This window comes from Candidatus Pedobacter colombiensis (assembly GCA_029202485.1).
Taxonomy (GTDB): domain Bacteria; phylum Bacteroidota; class Bacteroidia; order Sphingobacteriales; family Sphingobacteriaceae; genus Pedobacter; species Pedobacter colombiensis.
Genome location: CP119313.1, coordinates 950774 through 969546 on the forward strand (window position 1 = coordinate 950774; position 18773 = coordinate 969546).

At 38.1% G+C, this 18773-nt stretch carries 10 protein-coding genes; all 10 read left to right on the forward strand.

The annotated features are described in order from the left end of the window. The first annotated feature begins 5 nt into the window (after nt 1-5). Nucleotides 6-4397, forward strand: coding sequence for a two-component regulator propeller domain-containing protein (locus P0Y49_03825; protein WEK20278.1), 4392 nt, complete (start codon nt 6-8; stop codon nt 4395-4397). 216 nt (nt 4398-4613) lie between these two features. Beyond that, the gene (locus P0Y49_03830) at nt 4614-7811 is read left to right on the forward strand and encodes a TonB-dependent receptor (GenBank protein ID WEK20279.1); all 3198 of its coding nucleotides are present in this window, start codon (nt 4614-4616) and stop codon (nt 7809-7811) included. Between the two features lie 22 nt (nt 7812-7833). Further along, a complete protein-coding gene (locus tag P0Y49_03835; protein WEK20280.1) occupies nt 7834-9609 on the forward strand; it encodes a RagB/SusD family nutrient uptake outer membrane protein in 1776 nt (591 codons plus the stop codon). Nucleotides 9610-9625: 16 nt separating this feature from the next. After that, the gene (locus tag P0Y49_03840; GenBank protein WEK20281.1) at nt 9626-11209 is read left to right on the forward strand and encodes a DUF5123 domain-containing protein; all 1584 of its coding nucleotides are present in this window, start codon (nt 9626-9628) and stop codon (nt 11207-11209) included. Nucleotides 11210-11304: 95 nt separating this feature from the next. Then, entirely contained in the window at nt 11305-12789 is a 1485-nt protein-coding gene (locus P0Y49_03845) for a pectate lyase (GenBank protein ID WEK20282.1), read from the forward strand. A 30-nt stretch (nt 12790-12819) separates the two neighbouring features. Further along, nucleotides 12820-13572 (forward strand): rhamnogalacturonan acetylesterase, encoded by a 753-nt coding sequence (locus P0Y49_03850; GenBank protein ID WEK20283.1) that lies wholly within the window; start codon nt 12820-12822, stop codon nt 13570-13572. 6 nt (nt 13573-13578) lie between these two features. Further along, on the forward strand, nt 13579-15225 hold the full coding sequence (locus tag P0Y49_03855; protein ID WEK20284.1) for a glycoside hydrolase 43 family protein: 1647 nt from the start codon (nt 13579-13581) through the stop codon (nt 15223-15225). A gap of 13 nt (nt 15226-15238) precedes the next feature. Next, entirely contained in the window at nt 15239-16267 is a 1029-nt protein-coding gene (locus P0Y49_03860; protein ID WEK20285.1) for a pectinesterase family protein, read from the forward strand. Nucleotides 16268-16294: 27 nt separating this feature from the next. Beyond that, entirely contained in the window at nt 16295-17332 is a 1038-nt protein-coding gene (gene pelA, locus P0Y49_03865) for a pectate lyase (protein ID WEK20286.1), read from the forward strand. A gap of 33 nt (nt 17333-17365) precedes the next feature. Then, nucleotides 17366-18769, forward strand: coding sequence for a glycoside hydrolase family 28 protein (locus P0Y49_03870; GenBank protein ID WEK20287.1), 1404 nt, complete (start codon nt 17366-17368; stop codon nt 18767-18769). The last annotated feature ends 4 nt before the right edge of the window (nt 18770-18773 follow it).

Sequence of the window (18773 nt, forward strand, 5' to 3'; positions counted from 1 at the left end):
GCATTATGCTTAGAAGAATAGGGCTGCATGGTATTATTTTGCTGCTGTTTTTAACAGTAAATGGTATCGCACAGATCAAATGTAAGATAGAGCATTATTCAACTGAAGACGGTTTATCCCACGATGGGGTGATGAATATCCTTAAAGACCGTGATGGTTTTATGTGGTTTGGGACCTGGGATGGCATTAATCGATTTGATGGGCATAATTTTGTCACCTATAAAACCCGCCCGGGCGATAGTTCCAGCTTAAAAATCAACAGAGTTGATAACATTATAGAAGACAAACATGGCTTTTTATGGTTAGAGGTATACGACAATCAGGTATATAGGTTTGATAAGCAGCGTAAAAAATTTCTGGCAATATCAAACCTCCTTGCAGAAAAGAAAATTCGAAACATCTTATTTAGTGGAATTGAATTGGCAGGGAAGGATTTTGTATGGTTAACCACTTTGGATCAGGGAGTATTCGGGGTGAAGAATACTGGAGCCGATAAGCCAGAGATTATCAGCTATGGCATTGGACAGAAAGACGGCTTCGAGTTACCATCAAACCGTGTTAATTTTTTGAAGGAGGATAAGCAAAAAAGTATCTGGATTGGTACAGAAGGTGGACTTTCCTGTCTTCACTTTGATCAGTTGGGTAACTACAAAAATAAAAGTCTGGATGTAGATTTTGCAAAAGGAATGGCTTATACCTGCATGGCAGAAGACAGCAGGAATTTATGGTTTGGTACAAGCAATGGATATTTAATTCGTTACGATAAATCTTCAGGTCAGTTTTTTAAGGAAAAAGTAGCGGATAATAGGATAAATGCTTTGCTGGTTAGTAAAAATCAGCAGGTCTTGTATGCTACAGCGGGTAGAGATGTGATCTCAACAAATATTTCTGATCTGAAAAATGTGAGGGCTTCAATGCCAGGAATAGGACCAATGTTGTCCATGTACGAAGATAAGACCGGCTTATTGTGGATTGAACCCGAAAAGCATGGACTCATTAAGTACAATCCGGTTACGCGTGCATTTAAGTACTTTTTTCAGGAGAATGATGCTAATTTTTATAATATCGCCAAGGAATACAAAGTTTTTGAAGACCACAATGGTAGGGTTTGGATGAGTATGAAAGGTGGAGGCTTTGGGTATTATAATCGGACTGCTGATGTGATTGAGTACTTTTACAATAAACCGGGATCTCCAGATCATCAATTTTCAAATATCGTTGCCTACAGCTATTTTGATCCCGCAGGAGTGCTATGGTTAAGTACCCGGGATAGGGGAATAGACAAGATTATTTTTCAGGCCAATGATTTTAAACATGGGTTGTTGGTAGCACATACCCTAAATAAATCGGACAATGAGATCAGGGGTATTTTCAGTGATCAGTATAAACGTTTATGGTTGACCTCAAAATCGGGTAAATTGTATGTTTTCGACCATGGGAAAGAGGTAAAGGATATTTTTATAAATGAACCGGCAGGTGGTATTGGAACAGTCTATAACATGCTGCAGGATCGAAAAGGAGTCATGTGGTTGGGGACAAAGGGGAATGGCCTGTTTAGAGCTGTACCAATTGATAAAACCGGACTTAAATATAAGCTAACCCATTATCAGGCAAAGAAAAATGATGTAAATAGTTTGAGTAGTGACCTGATCTATTCGTTGCTGGAAGATCGAAAAGGACGGATTTGGGTGGCTACCTATCAGTATGGAATCAACTTGATTGTACCTGATGGAGACAATATCCGGTTTGTGAACAGCCACAACTCTTTTAAAAACTATCCGGTAGGTTCTTGGAAAGCAAGGCATTTGGAAGAGGATGGCACAGGGAAAATATGGATCGCTACGACCAATGGATTGGTAATATTTGATCCTGACAAAGGCAATCCAAACGATTATATTTTTAAAAGCTATGGTAAAGTGGCCGGTGATAAGACCAGCTTGGGTAATAATGATGCCCAATATATTTATAAAGATAGTAAGAATAGGATGTGGGTGGCTACTTCCGGTGGCGGATTAAACAAAGCGCTTGAATTATCAGATAAAGGACTAAAGTTTAAAGTATATACCAAAGAAGATGGTCTGCCCAGCGATTATATTTTAAGTGTTGTGGAGGATAATGCGCACAATTTATGGCTTGGAACTGAAAATGGTATTTCGAAATTAGACCCTGAACAACAACGATTTAGAAATTATGATTCTTATGACGGACTGCCAAAAACAGGGCTTTCGGAAGGTTCCAGCTTAAAGCTCCCTAATGGGGATTTGCTTTTTGGATGTATAAATGGGTATATCACTTTTAATCCTGCTGCCATTACAGACCAAAAGATTAAAGCTAAAATGGCGTTGACCAACCTTCAGATTAATAATAAGGATGTAAATCCAGGTGAAGCAGGTTCTCCATTGCGCATTGACATCAATGATACAAAAGAAATTAAGCTTAAATATAATGAGAACATCATTAGTATAGATTTTTCAGTATTGGATTATCGGTCAAGTAATAAACAGATCTATGCTTATCGCTTAAACGGTTTTGATACCGAATGGCATAATGTTAAAAACCAGCGCAAGGCAACTTATACAAACTTACCGTCAGGTAATTATGTGTTCGAAGTGAAAAGTCTGAATGCTGATCTGTATGAGAATTTACCCATAAAAACGGTTTCTATAAAAATTGCGCCACCACCGTGGCGTACAGCCTGGGCTTACATCTTGTATCTTATTTTGTTCGGTATTTTAATTGGAGTTGCCCGACGAATTGTATTTACAATGATCAGATTGCGTAACAGAATTGCAGTAGAACAAAGGTTGACAGAGTTGAAGTTGAGCTTTTTTACCAATATTTCCCATGAGTTACGTACTCCATTAACACTAATTGTAAATCCTATTGAAGAGATATCCCGTCTCGAGAATCTATCTCCAAAAGGACAAGAATATATCAATGTGGTGCGTAGAAATGCAAACCGTATGGTGAGGTTTATCAACCAGCTTTTAGATTTTAGAAAGGCGCAAAGTGGGAAGATGGATCTTAAGATAACTCGTACAGAGGTTGTGGCTTTGGTGAAAGATATTGCTACCTATTTCTCTGAAGTAGCCAGAGAGAAGCAGATCGAATTGCTGGTGCTACCTAATGTTAAGGAGTTATACGCATGGATAGATTCTGAGAAGATAGATATTGTGATTTATAACCTATTGTCTAATGCCTTCAAGTTTACACCAAATAATAAGGTCATCCGGATAGAAGTAAATCAGCTTCCAGGAGAAGATCATTTTACGATACGCGTTGTAGATCAGGGAATAGGAGTTTCTCCCGATAAGCTGAACGATATATTTGAGCTTTATTATGAGGTGGATAAAGCACCAGGTAGCAATTTGGAGGGCACCGGGATAGGTTTAGCACTTTGTAAAGAAATTGTTGGTTTTCATCATGGTGAAATTGAGGCTCAAAATAATCCTGATAGAGGTTTAACGGTTACCCTTATGCTCAAACTAGGAAAAGATCATTTTAAGGCCGGAGAAAATATTGTATTAGATACTCCGGGATCTGTCAAATCCGTATTGAGTAAACCGCTCGAGGTGATTTCTACCACAGAACCAGTACCCCTGGAACCGGGTAATAAAGATATGCCGTTGGTTCTTCTGGTAGATGATAACAATGAATTGAGAAAATTCTTAGCAGATCAGTTAAAGGAATTTTATAGAGTAGTGGAAGCTAAGGATGGTTTTGAAGGATTAGAAATGGCACTTAAACTAGTTCCTGACCTTGTTTTAAGCGATGTAATGATGCCTGAACTCGATGGGATACAAATGCTCGATAGGTTAAAGAATAATGTTATTACCAGTCATATCCCTGTGATATTGCTGACCGCTAAATCTTCAGTTGAAAATCAAATAGAAGGTTTAAAATATGGAGCTGATTATTACATTACTAAACCTTTCCAAACAGATTTTATTCTGGCTTCGATAGATAACTTATTAAAACAGCGCAGAAAGATTTTCGAATCACTTTTAGTTAGTAAGAAAAGTGTTGAACTGAACCCTGGGGAAATCGTGATTACTTCCAGGGATGAAACCTTCTTGAAAGAGATTATTGATATTGTTGAAAATGGGATGGTCGATGTAGAGTTCAATATTGATACAGTAGCAGAGTCAATAGGTATGGGACGTACTACCTTTTATAAGAAATTTAAAAGTCTGACCCATCTGGCACCTGTAGAATTTGTCAGGGAAATGCGCCTGAAACGGGCTAAACAATTCCTGGATGCGAATGGTCATAACATCTCTGAAATAGCATATGCGGTGGGCTTTAGCAGTGCCAAATATTTCAGTACCTGCTTTAAAGAAGAATATGGAGTGTCCCCTTCGGAATATTTAAAATCAAAGGTCTTAAAAACTAATTAACCATGAAAAATGCATTTTAAAGGCTTTATTGATATTTTTTGGATGTATTTGGTCAAAATTTAGACCTCAGAAATGCCTTTCCTATTTAAATTTGTTTAAAAAAATAACCAAATATTAAACCATTCGAGTATTTCCTGAACGGAATCGCCTAGCAATCTGCTAAGATGCATGAATGAATAGCTTATTTGGTTTATAAAAAGTAACTAAATATAAACTATGAATAAATTACTACTTCCATTTTTTATGCTATTGCTTATATGCAGTACTGCATGGTCGCAAATCCGGCAAGTTACCGGTAAGGTAACTGATAAATCCGGAAAGGAAACTATTCCTGGCGTAAGTGTTTCTATCAAAGGAACCAAAGTGACAGTGAGTACGGACGAAAAGGGGCAATTTAAAATACCTGTACCTACTTCTGGAAATACCATTTTAGTAGCAAGGTATATTGGTTACAAATCGCAGGAGATTACAGTTGGCACCCAGTCCAAAATTAACTTCACATTAGAAGAGGATATTGCTTCATTAAATGAAGTGGTGATCAACGTTGGTTATGGGACTGTAAAGAAAAAAGATTTAACAGGTACAGTTTCTTCTGTAGGAGCTGATGTCATTGCTGCTGCGCCGGTTTCTTCTGCTTTAGAAGCAATTGCAGGTCGTGTTCCAGGGGTAAACATTAAAACAACAGAGGGTTCTCCTGATGCTGAGCTGACGGTAAGAATAAGGGGAGGAGGTTCTATTACTCAAAGTAACGCACCGCTTTATATTGTTGATGGATTTCCTGTACCTTCTATTGCTGATATTGCACCGCAAGACATTGAATCTATTGATGTATTGAAGGATGCTTCCTCTTCTGCTATCTACGGATCAAGAGGTGCAAATGGGGTAGTATTAGTCACTACAAAAGGTGGTAAAGTTGGAAAAACAAACATCAATTATAACCTGTTTGCCGGAACAAGAAAACTGGCCAAAAAACTAGATGTATTATCGCCTTTGGATTATGTAACCTGGCAATATGAAAGGGCACTTTTGGATAAATCACCTGATACCTATACAAAATATTTTGGTAATTACCAGGATATAGATCTATATGCCAATGTGCCGGCAAACGACTGGCAGGACATTATTTTTGGCCGTACAGGAACTACCATTAATCAGAATTTAAGCATTAGTGGTGGAAGTGATAAGACGAAATATAGTCTTAGCTATAACTTTGTTAAAGACAAAGCAATTATGCAGCTTTCTGGTTATGAAAGACAAAATGTTAACTTTAAGTTGAATCATAAATTGTATGATAAGCTGGCGCTTGATTTTGGAGTTCGCTATGCGGATACCAAAACTAAAGGAGGGGGAGCTAATGAACAAAATGAAAAATCATCTTCAGACTCACGTTTAAAGTATGCAATGATTTATCCCCCTATTCCTGTAGGTGGTTTAACCACCACTACAGAAACGGATGATTCGTTTAATCTATATAATCCATTGATTTCAATTTCTGACAATGATCAATATGTTCAACGTAAAGCTTATAATTTAAGTGCTGCACTTACTTATGAAGTAATTGATAATTTAAAGTTACGCTCTGAAGTAGGCTATGACGGCTATAGAAATGATCAGGATCGTTTTTATGGTAATACAACCTATTATGTAAGAAATAATGCTTCTGCTGGTAACCAAAGCGCTCCTGCTATAATTTTTACCAATACAATCAGGAATACCATAAGGAACACGAATACATTAAATTATAGTTTTAATAAGTTGTTAAAAAAAGACCATAACTTGAATGTATTAATTGGGCAAGAGTTTATCAAAATTGATGAGGGTCTCTTAACTAATACTGTCCAGGGATTTCCTACGACGTTTACTTTTCAGAATGCAAGGTTTTTGTCTTCACAAGGTAACGCTGCTTTTGTGAATGATTTTTTCTTTCCTGATGATAAGTTGTTGTCGTTTTTTGGAAGGGCTAATTATGATTATAAAGGTAAATATTTATTGAGTGGAACATTTAGGGCTGATGGTTCTTCAAAATTCTCTCCTGGAAATCAATGGGGATATTTTCCATCTGTTTCCGGTGCCTGGAGGATTTCACAAGAAGGCTTTATGACAGATACCAAATCCTGGTTGACTGATCTTAAATTGAGAGTAAGTTATGGTAGCGTTGGTAATAATGCTATCCTGACAGGACAAACGGTTCAATCTTTTCAATCTTATGCTACTGTATGGGTAAATGGTTATAATAATTATTGGGCACCATCTAAGATTATGTCTAACCCAGATCTGAAATGGGAGACCACGGTTACCAAAAATATAGGAATTGATTTTACCTTATTCAATAATAAACTCACAGGTACAATTGATGCGTATTTAAATCGTACCCACGATTTATTGATTCAATACCCTGTTCCCGGTAGCGGATATGATATCCAATTCAGAAATATTGGAAAAACACAAAATAAAGGTTTGGAATTCTCTGCAAACTGGAATGCAATGAAAACAACCAATTTTGATCTGTCTGTAAATGCCAACATTAGTTTTAACAGGAACAAAGTCATTTCGCTTGGATCTGTTAAAAATATCCCCGGTATTTCTGGATGGGCTTCAACGGAAATTGGTGTTGATTATTTAGTGGAAGAAGGCGCTGCATTAGGGCGTATTTATGGTTATAAAAATGATGGTAGGTATGAAGTATCTGACTTTAGTGGCTTTGATCCAGTTAAAGGTGTTTGGACGCTTAAAACTGGGGTAGCCGATGCAAGTCCGGTGATTGGTGTATTACGTCCGGGGTCCATGAAGCTTAAGAAACTTGATGAAAATGATGCGAATAAGAAAATTGGAGATGCCGATAAATCAGTTATTGGTAATACCAATCCATTACACACAGGTGGTTTCTCTATCAATTCAAGAATATACAATTTTGATATTGCAGCATTTTTTAACTGGAGTTATGGTAATGACGTCTATAATGCTAATAAAATAGAGTATACATCTACAAGTAAATACAATTCAAGAAATATGATTTCTACAATGGCAACGGGAAGTCGTTGGACCAATCTACGTGCTGATGGAACCATAAGTAATGATCCTGACGAACTTACTGCTATGAATGCCAATACTACGTTATGGTCCCCATATATGAGAAGTTTTGTGTTGAGTGATTGGGCTATAGAGGATGGGTCTTTCTTAAGGCTGTCGACCGTAACAGTGGGATATACTTTGCCTCAAACACTATCATCTAAACTAAAAATGAAAAAATTAAGAGTATATGCCTCTGGTTATAATTTATGGTTGTTAACAAACTATAGTGGTTTTGACCCTGAAGTTTCTACTAGACGTAACACAGGATTGACTCCGGGAGTTGATTATTCTGCATATCCGAAAAGCAGGTCGTTTGTTTTTGGTTTGAATGTTAATTTTTAGGGATACTATTTAATTAAAGAAAATGAAAAAAATTATCAATATATTATTCATCCTTACGGTACTCACTGCGCTGAGTAGCTGTAAAAATGCACTGGATGCGCCTACAAAATCATCCCTTGATGAGTCTGTTATTTTTTCTACACCTGCTTTAGCGAGAGGAGCAGTAACCGGTATCCTACAATCATTTGGTGAAACCAATTCTTACCGTGGTAGGTTTTTGGTTTATTACGGATTGAACAATGATGCAGAAGTTTACAATAGCTTAAAGGCTATTAATGACGATAAAGCAAGATTGTCTAATTACAATACCAATGACGACAATGGTCAAATGAATACAGCTGACAATGCCTGGGCAAAGTTTTACGAGGCCATTGAAAGGGCAAATTTAGCGATACGTGGCTTAAAAGCTTTTGGTAAGGTTGAAAGTAATCCGGAATTGGCGCAAATATTGGGTGAAATTTTAACCCTAAGAGCAGTATTGTATAATGATTTGATAAAAGGATGGGGAGATGTTCCTGCTCGTTTTGAACCGATCAGTGCAGTAACTATCTATTTGCCAAGAAATGACAGGGATGTCATTTACAAACAACTTTTAGCTGATTTAGATGAGGCAGCGGGTTACTTACCATGGCCAAATGAAACAGCCGTAACCAGTACCGTTGAACATGTGAATAAAGCTTTTGCAAAAGGTTTAAGGGCTCGTTTGGCTTTAGCAGCTGGTGGTTATGCTCAACGTTTAGATAAAACTGTACGTTTAAGCACAGATCCTGATTTATCCCGTGATAAAATGTATGCCATAGCAAGGAAAGAATGTTTGGATATCATTGCCAGTGGAAAGTTAAGACTACTTGGATTTGAAGAAGTATTTAGAAAACTAAACGAAGAAGGAGGAGCCGCAGGTTTGGAATCGATGTGGGAGATTCCATTTAGTGATGGTAGAGGCCGGGTGATTTTTGATCTGGGCATCAGACATACCACTACTGATAAATGGACATTGCAGAACAAAGGTGGTACAGATGGACCAAACCCAATTATGTTGTATGAATATGACAAAGATGATGTACGTAGGGCAGTTACTGTAGCGCCATATGAATGGACAAATGGTATACAGGTACCTTCTGCATTAGGACGCTTGTATTTTGGTAAATACCGTTACGAATGGATGAAAAGAGTGGTTACTTCAACAAATGATGATGGCTTAAATTGGATGTACATGCGCTATGCAGATGTTATATTAATGGCAGCGGAGGCAGTCAATGAACTGGATGGTCCAGGTGCAGCGGCTCCATATTTAAAAATGATCCGTGACAGGGCTTTCCCTAATAATGCGGCAAAGGTTACTGCGTTTATGACGACTGCAACTGCCTCTAAATCTACTTTTTTTGATGCAATTGTAAATGAAAGAGCCTTAGAATTTACTGGAGAAATGTTAAGAAAGGCAGATTTGATACGTTGGAACTTACTGGGGACAAAATTGGCAGAAGCAAAAGTTAAACTAGAGCAACTGGAGAAAAGACAAGGTAAGTACGCCAATCTTCCAGCTAAAATTTATTATAAAACAGGTGCTGATGGTTACACTGTTGATATTTATGGTTTAAACTTCGGCGATACAGACACTCAGGGTGCAGCACTAACTGGCTATACTTCAAAAACCTGGACTATGATCTCTAGTGGTGATGCTGCTACTTTCTGGGATGCACTTTATGTAAAAGATCCTAATAAACAGCAGTTTTGGCCAATATGGAAAACGTTTCTAGAGAGCTCAAATAAAATGCTAAATAACGATAATTTGAACTAGTAAAATTCATAATGATATGAATATCAAAAATATAAAAATAGGTGTTTTCTTCTTGTTAGCTGTTTTTAGTCTTTCAAGTTGTAAAGACGACGTAATGTCCGAAATCTCCACGCTTAATGTAGACAGAGCTTTTTCACCAACAGGTTTAAGCACAACTATAGTAAACAAGACGGGGGTAAAGTTAACCTGGAAAGCAGTAATTAATGCAACTTCTTATACGGTAGAGGTATCTCAAAATGCAGATTTCTCAGGTACACCCTTTAAAACTATTAGTAACATTACCTTTGATCAAGTGCCTTATACAGTTACCGACCTTGGCGGTAATACTCAGTATTATGTAAGAGTCAAAGCGGTTGGTGATGGCATTACTGATTCTAAATGGGTAACAGCAGCAGTTAAGACAGAAGCGGAACAGATTTTTCAGGATATTGCTGCTGGAAAATTAACATCAAGATCTGTAACCTTAAATTGGCCAGCTGGTCAAAATGCTACTAGTTTAACCATTACACCAGGAAATATCGTACACGCCGTTACTGCAGCAGAAATTGCAGCAGGTGAAGTAGTCATATCTGGTTTAACACCGAAAGTAACTTATACAGCAACTTTACTTTTGAACAGTGCAGTAAGGGGGACTAAAGTTTTTACAACTCCTGCTGAACTACCTACCGGAGCTGACGTTGTTTATGTTGCTGCAACAGATGATCTTGCAGGGATGATCCAGGCAGCTACTAAAAGTACAAGATTTGTGATATTGGAAGGTACCAAATACAATTCCGATGGAGGAATAACGCTACCGGGTGGAATAGACATCAGTATTATTGGTGAGGTTGCTGCTACAAAACCTATTGTTTCAATTAATCTGATTACACTTCCAACAACTGGTGGAAAACTGCATTTCGAGAACGTGGATGTAACCGGTTACGCAAATGGTAATGAAACTACCGCTCAACGCGCGTATCTCATCAATCAAAGTAATGCTACAACAATGGATGAGGTTTCTTTTGAAAACTGTAACATTCATCATTTTACGAATTCTCCTCTACGGCTTCAGACTACTAGTATAATGACAATTAACAAGGTTATTGTAAATAATTGTATTGTTGATGATATAGGAGCAAATGGTAGTAGTTATGCATTTATCAATTCTAACGTTCAATATGGCAAAATTAATAACATTACAATAACCAATAGCACTTTCTCTAGTCTTGGATACGGATTGATTATTCATAGTTCTGCACCTTCATTGTCAGTGACTATAGAAAATAATACTTTTTATAATGTTGTTGGTGATACCAGGTATCTTATTGATTATAATGCTCAAACTATTACTAATGGTTTTTCATTTAAAAATAATATTGTTGGAAAAACACTATCTCCTTTAGCAACAGGAAGAGGTATCAGGTCAGCAACAGTTCCAACCGTAGCAAATAATTATAAAACTTCAGATGCCATTTTTGCAGGTAATGCCATTCCGAGCATCATAGATTATGCTGGTCCAAGTTCAAGTCTATTCGTAGCACCGGACAGCAAAAATTTCAAAATAAAAGATGACGGATTTGCAGGTAAATCTACTGCAGGTGATCCGAGATGGAGATTATAATCTTTCTAGTTTTAAATGTATAACGGGATGCAATTTTACATCCCGTTATATTTTTAAAGCCTAATCTATATCCGCGTATTTAGAATTTAATTGTTATGAAGAAAAAGGATATAATATTCTCTTTGCTTTTTTTTATTATTGGTTTTGGCTGTAAAAAAGGAAAATCAACCTCAAAGGAAGAGGAGCCTATTGTAAATAATCCTAACCCGGTAATAAAAACTCCTACACCCGTTACAGAAACTGCTTTAGCTTTCCCAGGGGCTGAAGGTTACGGAAAAAATACAACAGGCGGACGCGGCGGGAAAGTAATTAAAGTTACCAATCTTAACGATTCAGGGGTAGGTAGTTTAAGAGCTGCATTAGCCGAAAGCGGAGCTCGTATTATCGTTTTTGAAGTTTCAGGGAATATTAAATTAAATAGCAAACTTCAAATTAAAAATGGAAATGTCACTATTGCCGGACAAACCGCACCCGGTGATGGGATTTGTATTCAAGACTATGAAATGAATGTAGATGCTGATAATGTGATTATTCGCTACATGAGGTTTAGAATGGGGGATTTGACTAAAAATGAGCAAGATGCACTTTGGGGACGTTACCACCAAAATGTCATCATTGATCATTGCTCAATGAGCTGGTCGATAGACGAATGCTCTTCTTTTTATGCCAATAAGAATTTTACCATGCAATGGTGTATCCTTTCAGAAAGTTTGAACAAATCTTTTCATGAAAAAGACGACCATGGTTATGGGGCAATCTGGGGAGGAACAAATGCTAGTTTTCATCACAATCTCCTGGCAAACCACAATAGTAGAAATGCACGTTTTGATGGCGGAAATCGTACCGGAACTGGTAGTAGTCCTTTTGGAATTGACAAAGTTGATTATCGTAATAATGTAATCTACAATTGGGGAAGTAACAGTGCTTATGGGGGAGAGAATGGCGAATATAACATGATAGCAAATTATTATAAACCCGGTCCGGGCACAACCTCTTCAAAAAAGAGCCGGATCATGGAGATTTATATGGAAACTGACCTGGTTAAATTTAGCCCTGGTTTTGGCAAGTTCTATATTGCAGATAATTACATGGATGGCAACCCAACGGTAACCCAAAGTAATTGGACTGGAGTCGACAAAGGAACCGGATTGGGCGACGCTAATTTCGCACTGGCAAAAATGTCAGCCGCTTTTGCAGCAGAAGCAATCACTTTACATACTGCCGTACAAGCTTATAATGCTGTTTTGTTATATGGTGGTGCCAGCTTTAAGAGAGACCCTATAGATGTTAGGATCATGAAAGAAGTTAAAGACGGTACGGTTACCTATAGTGGTTCAAAAACAGGAAAATTGGGAATTATAGACTCTCAAACCGATGTGGGTGGATGGCCGGTTTTAAATTCTACTCCCTCGCTTACAGATACAGATGGAGATGGTATGCCGGATAGTTGGGAAATTGAAAATGGGTTAGATCCTAAAACGGCGAATGCAAGTGGTAAAGATTTAAGTACAGGTTATACCAATATAGAGGTTTATATCAACAGTCTGGTCAAGGAGATAACCACTAATCAGGTAAAGTAAGAACAATTGCACAAATAAATAATATTATAGATGAGCCTATTTAATAAATTAAGATTTGCCGCCTTTTTTAGTGTTATCCTGCTAATGTCTTTCATGACTCCAGCCAAAAAAATTAAAGTTTATCTGGTTGGAGATTCTACAATGTCGGTAAAACTAATCTCCAAATACCCAGAAACAGGATGGGGAATGCCATTTGCTATTTTTTTTGATGAATCAGTAACTGTTGATAATCGCGCGCAAAATGGTCGAAGCACTAAGTCATTCATTACTGAGGGGCGTTGGAAATCTGTAACCGATAGTTTAAATGCGGGTGATTATGTTTTTATTCAGTTTGGTCATAATGATGAGGTAAAAACAAAAAAGACCTATACTACAGAAGATGAATTTAAAACGAACCTGGAGAAATATGTAAGCGAAACCCTAAAGGTTCGTGCTTTTCCCATACTGATTACACCGGTTGCTCGTCGTAGTTTTGATGCAAATGGCAATGTGCAGGAAAGCCACCAGGTATATTCAGAAATTGTTAGGAATGTGGCTGGAAAAATGAATGTCCCATTGATAGACCTTGATAAAGAAAGTATGGCATTATTGCAAAAGATGGGTGTAGAAAATTCAAAACTGTTATTTAATAAACTAGAGCCCGGCCAGCACCCAAATTATCCGGCAGGAGTAGATGATAATACTCACTTTAATGAATATGGAGCAAGGAGGATGGCTGAATTGGTATTGGCAGAACTTAAAAAATTGAACTTGGAGCTTGCAGCTCGAGTTGTAAAACGATAGTAATTTATGATTAGGTATTTAATTCTAGGCGGATTTTTATGTAGCGCCACTCTAGGGGCTAGTGCCCAATCCATTGGGGCTGGTAAAAACTATGTTTCAAAAGTATGGGTAGCCGATCAGGGCAATGGTACTTACAAGAATCCAATTCTGGATGCCGATTATTCTGATCCGGATGCAATAAGAGTTGGAGATGATTTTTACCTTGTCGCCTCCAGCTTTGATGCGGTACCTGGATTGCCAATTCTCCATTCCAAAGATCTGGTAAACTGGCGCATCATTGGCCATGCGCTAAAACGCCAGCCTCCTTTTGATCATTTTGCTAAAACCCAACACGGTAACGGCGTATGGGCTCCTGCAATACGTTATCATAACAATGAGTTTTATATTTATTATCCAGACCCTGACTTTGGAATTTATGTAACCAAGGCAAAGAATCCGCAAGGACCCTGGTCTGACCCCGAGCTGATTGAAGCAGGTAAAGGTCTGATAGATCCATGCCCTTTATGGGATGACAATGGTAAAGTATATCTGGCGTATGCCTATGCAGGAAGCAGGGCAGGAATAAAAAGTATCATTGCTGTAAAACAACTTAATCCAGAGGGAACGAAAACGCTTGACGCAGGTACGATCGTATATGACGGACATGAAACTGACCCAACCATTGAAGGCCCGAAGTTTTATAAGCGCAATGGTTATTACTATATTTTCGCACCGGCAGGTGGTGTTTCTACAGGATGGCAGTTGGTATTGCGTTCCAAAAATATATATGGTCCTTACGAACGAAGAGTAGTAATGGATCAAGGTAAAAGCACCGTTAATGGTCCACACCAGGGAGCCTGGGTAGATACCCAAACAGGTGAGGATTGGTTCTTGCATTTTCAGGACAAAGATGCTTATGGCAGAGTTGTACACCTGCAACCCATGAAATGGATAAATGATTGGCCGGTTATAGGTCTTGATAAAGATGGCGATGGAGTTGGAGAGCCTGTAATGACTTATAAAAAGCCGAATGTCGGTAAAGTTTATCCAATAGAAACTCCTGCAGAAAGCGATGAGTTTGATACCAGAGCAATGGGGTTACAATGGCAATGGCAAGCAAATCCTAAAGCTACATGGTCGTTTATGAATGTAACAAAAGGTGCATTAAGGTTATACTCAGATCAGGTACCGGACAGTGCAAAGAATTATTGGGATGTGCCCAATATCCTGTTGCAGAAATTCCCAACCGAAGAATTTAAAGCAACAACAAAGCTTACTTTTTCACCCAATGCAAAAATTGAGAATGAAAAGGCAGGATTGATTATCATGGGACAGAGTTATGCTAACCTCTCCATTAAAAGTAAAAAGGATGGCAATTACCTGGTCTATGCGGTTTGTAAAAATGCCCACAAGGGAAATAAAGAAGTAGAAACAACGCTAACCAAGCTCAATGCAGCCTCGCTGTACTTGCGTGTAAACGTGAGCAAAGGAGGGAAGTGCAAATTCAGCTATAGTGTAGATGGGAAAAAATTTGAAGATGCAGGGAGCGAATTTATTGCAACACCCGGACAATGGATAGGGGCAAAAATAGGGCTGTTCTGCACCAGAGAAGTTAAAATTAATGATTCAGGATATGCCGATTTCGACTGGTTTAGAATAGAGCCGGCTAAGTAAAATTATAATATAAATGGCAATGAAATATTTGTTAAAGACGCAGGCACTCATTGTATTATGCATCTTATGCTGTACGATGGAAATTCTGGCACAGGGAGCTATCTTCCCAAAAGAAATTACTGTCGCACAGGATGGGAGCGGTAATTATAAAACAATACAGGAAGCAGTAAATGCAGTACGTGATTTAGGGGAGAAAAGGGTAAAGATTTTTATTAAAAAAGGAATCTATAATGAAAAATTGGTTATCCCATCCTGGAAAACAAGTATCTCCCTGATTGGAGAAGATAAAGAAAATACAATCATCACCAATAATGATTTCTCAGGAAAGGTCAATCCACAAGGTAAAGATGCCTTTGGTAAAGATAAGTTTACTACTTATACTTCTTATACCGTATTGGTGCAGGGAAATGATGTAAGTATAGAGAACCTTACCATAGCCAATACTGCCGGCCCAGTAGGGCAAGCCGTGGCATTACATGTAGAGGGCGACCGATTTGTGGCCAAAAACTGTAAGTTATTGGGCTTTCAGGATACGCTTTATGCAGCAACAGAGAAAAGTCGTCAGTTTTACCAGGATTGCTATATAGAGGGCACTACAGATTTTATCTTTGGTGAAGCTACTGTAGTTTTTCAAAACTGCATAATCAATAGCCTGGTCAACTCCTTTATAACTGCGGCGGCTACCAGGCCAAATCAGAAATTTGGCTTTGTACTTTTTAACTGTACTCTTCAAGCAGCCGAAAAAGCTACAAAAGTATACCTGGGTAGGCCATGGCGCCCTTATGCAAAAACGGTTTTTATAAACTGTGAGCTAGGCAACCACATCACTCCTGAAGGTTGGAATCCCTGGAAAGGAGATGCTATGTTTCCGGATAAAGAGAAAACAGCCTATTATGCAGAATTTGGAAATAAAGGACCCGGTGCAGTATCAAAAGAACGTGTAAGTTGGTCACACCAGTTAAACGCGAAAGACATAAAATCCTATACACTTAAAAACATACTAGGCGGGGCAGACAACTGGAACCCACTATCAGAGATTTAAAATCATTATTAACTGAAAAAACAAGCAATGAAATCGTATAAAAATATAACAAAGATTGTATTAAGTGGTGTTGCCTGCCTGTGTTTTGTGCAGGTTAATGCCCAGGATCTGCAGGCAGATAATATGCTATTGTTTCAACGTGGGAATGGGGGCTGGTCTAAGCAATTCAAAGGCAAAGCCTTTAAATATGATGTCGAGTTTTCGGATAGCGAAAAATCTGAGATAGCAGCCGAAGCAAGGAAAGATGATGCAAATATTGATAACGGTGCGACTGCCAAGGAAATCAGGTATTTGGTTAAAGCCTATAAAAAGGACAAGAATCCAAAATATCTTGCCGCTGCCGAAGATGGTATTCGCTATTTGTTAAAAGCGCAATATCAAAATGGTGGATGGCCGCAGTATTATCCTGATAAGCGTTTTTATAGAGCTCATATTACCTATAACGACAATGCGATGATCAACGCATTGAATGTATTGCAAGATGTAGTCCTCAAACAAAATGACTTTGAAGTGGTTAGCGAGAAGCTAATCGAGCCAAGTGCCAATGCTATAAAAAAGGGGATTGACTGCATTCTAAAAACACAGATCAAAGTAAACGGTAAGCTTACCGCCTGGTGTCAGCAATATGATGAGCGAACATTAGAACCTGCAAAGGCCAGAGCCTATGAGTTACCTTCTATAAGTGGTTCCGAAAGCGATGAAATCGTTGAATTTCTAATGAGCCAGCCAAATCCTTCAAGAGAAATCAAGGATGCCATAAATGCAGCTGTAGAATGGTTTCAGACGGTGAAAATTGTAGGATATAAAATTATTGAAGTGCCGGCACCAGGTACAGAGAAAGGAAAAGATAGACAGTTGGTGGCTGATGATGCATCCACAATATGGGCAAGGTATTATGAGATCGGAACGAACAAACCTTTCTTTTGCGATCGGGATGGCATTGTGAAATATTCAATTCAAGATATTGGTTATGAAAGGCGTAATGGCTATGCCTGGTATGGGACCTGGCCCAAAAAAGTACTCGAAAAGGTGTATCCGGCTTGGGTAAAGAGAAATGGTAAATAGTAACAGATATTTTTATTTTAATTAGGTACAATCATGAGTTTTACTACAAATGCTAAGTATAAGCTTAGGGGCTTTCTGGCAACAATTTTTGCAATGTTGGTTTTGGACACAGCTGCGCAACAACCGGCAACAATTTGGAAAAGTACGGCAGAGCCATTAGCGGAAATGGCACTGATTAGAAAACAGATTAATGCTCCGGTTTTTCCTGCTAAAGATTTTTTAATCACTAGTTATGGTGCAAAAGGAGATGGAAAAACGTTGAATACTGAAGCTTTTAAAAAGGCAATTGCCGATTGCGCTAAAAATGGTGGCGGTAGAGTAGTTGTTCCTTTGGGTAATTATTTAACAGGTGCAATTCACTTAAAAAGTAATGTAAACCTGCATCTGGTTGATAATGCAAAGATCACTTTTAGCGTAAATCCTAAGGACTACCCGATTGTATTTGGAAGATGGGAAGGCATGGAGCTGATGAATTACTCGGCATTGATTTATGCTTATGGTCAGAAAAACATAGCCATTACAGGTAATGGAATATTAGACGGTAATGCAACTTATAAAGATTGGTATTCATGGAATGTTGGTAAGCCATCAAAACAAGTTAAAGCAAGAGATCTGTTACATGAATTAAATAGGAAACAAACTGATCCTAAAACCAGGGTATTTGGTGATGGCAGTTTTTTACGTCCAAATTTTATCCAGCTTTATAGCTGTAACAACATACTGATTTCTGGCGTAAAAATGGTTAATTCACCAATGTGGAATGTAAATCCTGTATTGTGCGAAAATGTAACGATGGAAGATTTAAGGATTATTGCGCATGGTTCCAATACGGATGGTATTGATCCAGAGTCTTGTAAAAATATATTGATCAGGAACTGCTATTTTGATACAGGTGATGATTGCATAGCTATCAAATCGGGAAGAGATCAGGATGGTCGCAGAATTGGGAAACCCGCCGAAAATCACATTATAGAGAATTGTGAGATGAAAGATGGACATGGTGGTGTGGTAATTGGCAGCGAAATCTCAGGAGGAGCCAGGAACATATTTGCCATCAGTTGCATCATGGATAGCCCAAACTTAGACCGGATTTTAAGACTGAAAACAAGCTCTAGCAGAGGTGGTATTATTGAAAATGTATTTATGAAAGACATTAAAGTAGGTGCTTATCGTGATGCGGCAGTTACATGTAATATGTTTTATGAGCAGCCAGGTAGCTTTATGCCGGTGATAAGAAACGTTTGGGTAGAAAACGTGGACGTAGAAAAGGGCGGCGATTACGCAATTTTTGTAAATGCCTATAAAGAATCACCTGTTGAAAACCTAAGAATGATCAACTGCAACATTCGTGGCGTAAAAACACCAATGAAAATAGATCATGTGAAAGATCTTAAACTAGAAAATGTAACGATCAATGGTAAGTTAGTTACCAAATAAGAGG